4 protein-coding genes are annotated in these 4,324 nt (G+C 68.9%); all 4 read left to right on the top strand.

What is annotated here, in order from left to right:
* Positions 1-114 precede the first annotated feature (114 nt).
* From FNH04_RS42190 to FNH04_RS42175, 4 genes are read left to right on the top strand one after another with little or no spacing between them, the layout of a single operon-like run.
* Entirely contained in the window at positions 115-1,485 is a 1,371-nt protein-coding gene (locus FNH04_RS42190; protein WP_152791532.1) for an ABC transporter substrate-binding protein, read from the top strand.
* Positions 1,482-2,429 carry a carbohydrate ABC transporter permease gene (locus FNH04_RS42185; protein WP_152791531.1) on the top strand — a complete coding sequence of 316 codons (948 nt, stop codon included), beginning with the start codon at positions 1,482-1,484 and terminating at the stop codon, positions 2,427-2,429. Before FNH04_RS42190 ends, FNH04_RS42185 begins: the two co-directional genes overlap by 4 nt.
* Positions 2,429-3,295, top strand: a complete 867-nt coding sequence (locus tag FNH04_RS42180; protein ID WP_152791530.1) for a carbohydrate ABC transporter permease — start codon at positions 2,429-2,431, stop codon at positions 3,293-3,295. Before FNH04_RS42185 ends, FNH04_RS42180 begins: the two co-directional genes overlap by 1 nt.
* Complete coding sequence (locus tag FNH04_RS42175) at positions 3,292-4,281, top strand: zinc-dependent alcohol dehydrogenase family protein (RefSeq protein ID WP_152791529.1); 990 nt, start codon at positions 3,292-3,294, stop codon at positions 4,279-4,281. The genes FNH04_RS42180 and FNH04_RS42175 overlap by 4 nt, the downstream gene beginning before the upstream one ends.
* The last annotated feature ends 43 nt before the right edge of the window (positions 4,282-4,324 follow it).

The following is a 4,324-nucleotide window of genomic DNA, read 5'->3' as shown; positions in this document are numbered from 1 at the left end:
ATCCTCGACTCCCGACCCACCGCTTCCGAAGATCCAGTAATCGAGCAGACCCATCCCCAGGGCACCTCCAGCCCGAAAACCGCCCCCTTTGTGCATAGAAGTCCAGGAGCACGCATGGGAACCCAGAGCCGACGCGCGCCACGCACCCTCCTTCTCGTGGCCGCCGTAGGGACGCTGATCACTCCGCTCGCCGCCTGCGCGGGCGCCGGCGGATCCGGAGGATCCTCCGACGGCGACTCCATCAACGTCCTGATGGTGAACAACCCGCCGATGGTGGAACTCCAGAAGCTCACCGCCGCCAACTTCACCAAGGACACCGGCATCAAGGTGAACTTCACCGTCCTGCCGGAGAACGACGTCCGGGACAAGATCAGCCAGGACTTCGCCAACCAGGCCGGCCAGTACGACGTCGCCACCCTCAGCAACTACGAGATCCCGATCTACGCCAGGAACGGCTGGCTCCACTCGCTGGACTCGTACGTCAGGAAGGACACCGCCTTCGACCAGGACGACGTCCTCACCCCGATGACGCAGGCCCTCACCGCGGAGGACGGCAAGCTCTACGGCGAGCCCTTCTACGGCGAGTCCTCCTTCCTGATGTACCGCAAGGACGTCTTCGAGAAGGCGGGCCTGACCATGCCCGACAAGCCCACCTGGCAGCAGGTCGCCGACCTCGCCGCGAAGGTGGACAAGGCCGAGTCCGGCATGAAGGGCGTCTGCCTGCGCGGCCTGCCCGGCTGGGGCGAGGTGATGGCGCCGCTGACCACGGTCGTCAACACCTTCGGCGGCACCTGGTTCGACAAGGACTGGAACGCGCAGCTGGACTCCAAGGAGTTCAAGGAGGCCACGCGGTTCTACGTCGACCTGGTGCGCAAGCACGGTGAGGCGGGTGCCGCGCAGTCCGGCTACGCCGAGTGCCTGAACAACATGACCCAGGGCAAGACGGCCATGTGGTACGACGCCACGGCCGGCGCCGGCTCCCTGGAGGCCTCCGGCTCCCCGGTCAAGGGCAAGATCGGCTACGTCCCGGCGCCGGTGGAGAGGACGGAGAGCTCGGGCTGGCTGTACACCTGGGCCTGGGGCATCCAGAAGGCGTCCAAGAACGCCGAGAACGCCTGGAAGTTCATCTCCTGGGCCTCGGGCAAGGACTACGAGAAGCTCGTCGGCGAGAAGATCGGCTGGGCCAACGTGCCGGCGGGCAAGCGGACGTCGACCTATGACATCCCGGAGTACCGCAAGGACGCGGCCGCCTTCGCGGACGTCACCCGTGACGCCATCGCGAGCGCCAAGCCCGAGGACCCGGGCGTTCAGGCCCGGCCCGCGCCCGGCATCCAGTTCGTCGGCATCCCCGAGTTCACCGACCTGGGCACCAAGGTCTCCCAGGAGATCAGCGCCGCGATCGCCGGCCGGCAGTCCGTGGACAGCGCGCTGAGCAAGTCGCAGAAGCTCGCAGAGGCCGTCGGAAAGAAGTACCAGCAGTCATGACCGTCACGAATCCCCCCACCCGGGTCGCCGCCGCCTCCCCGAGGCCGGCGGCCCGGCGGCCGAACCGTATGCGCGCGTGGGCCACCCGGGCCCCCCTGCTGCCCGCGCTGATCTTCATGATCGTCGTGACGCAGCTGCCCTTCGTGGCCACCCTGGTGATCTCGTTCTTCGACTGGAACGCCCTGTACCCGGACCAGCGCCACTTCGCCGGCCTTGCCAACTACTCGGAGGTGCTGAGCACACCCGAACTGCGCAGGTCGGTGTGGACGACCGTCGTGCTGACCGCCACCGTGGTGCTCGTCAGCCTGCTGCTCGGGCTGGTGCTGGCGCTCCTGCTGGACCGGAGGTTCCGTGGCCGGGCCGCCGTGCGCACGATGCTCATCGCCCCGTTCCTGCTGGTGCCGGTCGCGGCCGCGCTGCTGTGGAAGCACGTGCTGTTCAACCCCGAATACGGCCTGTTCAACGGCGTCCTGCACTGGATCGGAGGGGACGGGGCGGCCCAGCCGGACTGGATCTCCGAGATGCCGCTCATCGCGGTCGAGGCCTCGCTGATCTGGCAGTGGACGCCGTTCATGACGCTGATCCTGCTCGCCGGACTGCAGAGCCGCGACCCGCAGCTGATCGAGGCGGCCAGGGTGGACGGCGCGGGCGGCCGGCAGGTGTTCGTCCACATCACGCTGCCGCACATCCGCCGCTACATCGAACTGAGCGTGCTGCTCGGCTCGATCTACATCGTGCAGAACTTCGACGCGGTGTACACCATCACCTCCGGCGGCCTCGGCACCGCGAACCTGCCGTACACGATCTACCAGACCTTCTACCAGGCGCACGAGAACGGCCTCGCCTCGGCGGCCGGCGTCATCGTCGTCATCGGCTCGCTCGTCCTCGCGACCTTCGCCCTGCGTGTCGTGTCGTCCCTGTTCCGTGCGGAGGTGTCCCGCTGATGACCGCCCTCACCACCGCGGCCCCGCGGCGGCCACGGCCCCGCGGCCGGTTCCAGGGCGCCGCCCTGGGAGTCGCCGCCTGGCTGGCCGGCCTCCTGTTCGTGCTGCCCATCCTCTGGATGGTCCTGACGTCATTCCACTCCGAGGCGGACGCGGCGACCAACCCGCCCTCCGTCGCCGCCTCGCTCACCCTGGACGGCTACCGCGCGTTCTTCGGCGCGGGCGGCGGCGCCAGCCCCTGGCCCCCGTTGATCAACTCGACGATGGCCTCGGTGGTCTCCACGCTGCTGACGCTGTGCCTCGCGCTGCCCGCCGCGTACGCGCTCTCCGTCCGGCCGGTGAAGAAGTGGACCGACGTCCTGTTCTTCTTCCTGTCCACCAAGATGCTGCCGCTGGTGGCCGGTCTGCTGCCCATCTACCTGTTCGCGAAGAACACCGGTCTGCTCGACAACATCTGGGCGCTGATCGTCCTCTACACAGCCATGAACCTGCCGATCGCGGTGTGGATGATGCAGTCCTTCCTCTCCGAGGTGCCGGCCGCGATCATCGAGGCGGCGCAGATCGACGGCGCGAGACTGCCGACGATCCTGTGGCGGGTGGTGGCCCCCATCGCCCTGCCGGGCATCGCGGCGACCGCCCTGATCTGCTTCATCTTCAGCTGGAACGAGCTGCTGTTCGCCCGGGTGCTCACCGGCGTCGTCGCCGAGACGGCCCCCGTCTTCCTGACCGGCTTCATCACCAGCCAGGGCCTGTTCCTGGCCAAGGTGTGCGCCGCGTCGCTCGTCATCTCCCTGCCGGTACTCGCCGCGGGGTTCGCCGCCCAGGACAAGCTGGTCCAGGGCCTGTCGTTGGGAGCCGTGAAATGAAGGCCGCCGTCATCGAGTCCGTGGGCAAGGCCGTCGTCTCCGAGGTCCCGGACCCGACGCCGGGTCCTCGTGAGGTCGTCGTCGAGGTGGCGGCCTGCGGCATCTGCGGCACGGACCTGCACATCCTCCAGGGCGAGTTCGCGCCGAGGCTGCCGATCGTGCCGGGGCACGAGTTCGCGGGCGAGGTGGTCGGGGTCGGCAGCGGGGTCACGGAACTCTCGGTGGGCGACCGGGTGGCGGTGGACCCGTCCCTGTACTGCCACGAGTGCCGGTACTGCCGTACGGGCCACAACAACCTCTGCGAACGGTGGGCGGCGATCGGGGTGACGACGGCGGGGGGCGCGGCACAGTACGCCGTGGCGCCGGTCGCGAACTGTGTACGGCTCCCGGAGCACATCCGCACCCAGGACGCGGCGCTGGTGGAGCCCCTGTCATGCGCGGTACGGGGCTATGACGTGCTCCGGTCCCGGCTGGGCGCGCACGTCCTGATCTACGGCTCGGGGACGATGGGTCTGATGATGCTGGAGCTGGCGAAGCGTACGGGGGCGGCGAGTGTGGACGTGGTGGACGTGAACCCGTCCCGGCTGGAGACGGCCAGAAGGCTGGGCGTCTCGTCCTCCGCGGCGAGCCCCGACGAACTGGACCGTCCGCAGGGGTGGGACGTGGTGGTGGACGCGACGGGTAACGCCGCGGCGATCCAGGACGGGCTGGAGCGGGTGGCCAAGGCGGGTACGTTCCTGCAGTTCGGCGTGGCGGACTACGCGACCCGGGTCACGATCGACCCGTATCGCATTTACAACCAGGAGCTCACGATCACGGGTTCGATGGCGGTGCTGCACAGCTTCGAACGGGCGGCGGAACTCTTCGCGACGGGTGTCCTGGACCCGGAGGTCTTCATCAGCGACCGCCTGCCGCTGACGGGCTACCCCCAGGCGCTGGAGCAGTTCGCGTCGGGGGTGGGGAGGAAGATCGTGGTGGTGCCGTAGGGGGCGGCAGAGGCTTCTTCGCCCCCGCCGCCCCTACCCGTCC

Source organism: Streptomyces phyllanthi, assembly GCF_009377205.1.
In the GTDB taxonomy this organism is placed as follows: Bacteria; Actinomycetota; Actinomycetes; order Streptomycetales; family Streptomycetaceae; genus Streptomyces; species Streptomyces phyllanthi.
This window is presented reverse-complemented; position numbering and strand designations above follow the sequence as displayed.

Bases quoted from the DNA above. Each gene is read 5' to 3' on its own strand.
- FNH04_RS42190 (WP_152791532.1), top strand. From the start codon at position 115: ATGGGAACCCAGAGCCGACGCGCGCCACGCACCCTCCTTCTCGTGGCC.
- FNH04_RS42175 (WP_152791529.1), top strand. From the start codon at position 3,292: ATGAAGGCCGCCGTCATCGAGTCCGTGGGCAAGGCCGTCGTCTCCGAG.
- FNH04_RS42180 (WP_152791530.1), top strand. From the start codon at position 2,429: ATGACCGCCCTCACCACCGCGGCCCCGCGGCGGCCACGGCCCCGCGGC.
- FNH04_RS42185 (WP_152791531.1), top strand. From the start codon at position 1,482: ATGACCGTCACGAATCCCCCCACCCGGGTCGCCGCCGCCTCCCCGAGG.